The sequence below is a fragment of the Vibrio sp. 1402 genome (assembly GCF_033340275.1).
Map to the genome: position 1 here is coordinate 1 of NZ_JAWOWE010000054.1, position 1,400 is coordinate 1,400.

Annotated in this window: 1 protein-coding gene; it reads left to right on the plus strand. The window is 46.6% G+C overall.

The window, feature by feature from the left end:
• Nucleotides 1–1,277, plus strand: a 1,277-nt coding sequence (gene murC, locus R7044_RS24055) for a UDP-N-acetylmuramate--L-alanine ligase (RefSeq protein ID WP_225455853.1), incomplete at its 5' end; no start/stop codon positions are given.
• Between the last annotated feature and the right edge of the window lie 123 nt (nt 1,278–1,400).

The window sequence follows — 1,400 nt, forward strand, 5'->3', positions numbered from 1 at the left end:
AGCGCTTAGTGTCGAAAGGGGCAACCGTATTTATTGGTCACCAAGCAAGTAATGTCGAAAAGGCTAGTGTGGTAGTCGTTTCCACCGCGATTAACGAAGAAAACCCTGAAGTCATGGCGGCTCGTGAATGGCGTATTCCTATTGTTCGCCGAGCAGAAATGTTGGCTGAACTGATGCGATTCCGTCATGGTATCGCTGTTGCGGGTACACATGGTAAAACCACCACCACAGCACTAGTCACACAAATCTATTCCGAAGCAGGCCTTGATCCAACGTTTGTAAACTGCGGTCTAGTAAAGAGCGCGGGCACAAATGCGCGCTTGGGCTCTAGCCGTATTCTGATTGCAGAAGCGGATGAGAGCGACGCCTCTTTCTTGCACCTGCAGCCTATGGTGAGCATCGTTACCAACATTGAAGCTGACCACATGGATACCTACGGTGGTGACTTCGAAACGTTGAAACAAACCTTCATTGATTTTCTTCACAACCTGCCGTTTTATGGCCAAGCCATTGTCTGTATCGATGATCCAGTGATTCGTGAGCTGATTCCGCGTATTAGCCGTCAAGTGATCACCTACGGCTTTTCTGACGATGCGGACGTACGTATCGAAAATTATCATCAAGAAGGTCAGCAAGGTAAATTTACAGTAGTACGTAAAGGCCGAGCTAACCTCGATATCACGCTAAACATTCCAGGCCGTCACAATGCGTTGAACGCATCAGCAGCAATAGCGGTCGCAACGGAAGACGACATTGAAGATGACGCGATTCTAAAAGCGATGGCGGGCACTCAAGGTACTGGCCGTCGTTTTGATCACCTTGGTGAGTTTGATACAGGTAACGGTCATGCGATGTTAGTCGATGATTACGGTCATCACCCAACGGAAGTTGACGTAACCATTAATGCAGCACGCAGTGGTTGGCAAGATAAGCGATTGGTTATGATTTTCCAACCACATCGTTACAGTCGCACTCGTGACCTTTACGATGATTTTGCAAACGTGCTTGAGCAGGTTGATGTATTGATCATGCTTGACGTGTATGCCGCGGGTGAAAAACCGATTGCCGGCGCGGATGGACGCTCTTTGTGCCGTACGATTCGCAGCCGAGGTAAAGTAGATCCGATTTTTGTTCCAGAAATCGAGCAATTACCATCAGTTTTGGCTAACGTTATACAAGACGGCGACCTAATTTTAACGCAAGGTGCTGGTGATGTTGGTAAAGTTGCCAAACAGCTGGCTAATCTTGAGTTAAATATAAACAAGATGCTTGGATAAGTCAGAGTGATGACGCAAAGGACAGATAAGTCTCAGATCTCGATTTTGCGTCAAGATCGTTGTGATTTATTGTTATCAGTGTTTGATAGTTTACAAGAGCTCAGTATAATCCCAAGGTTAAAG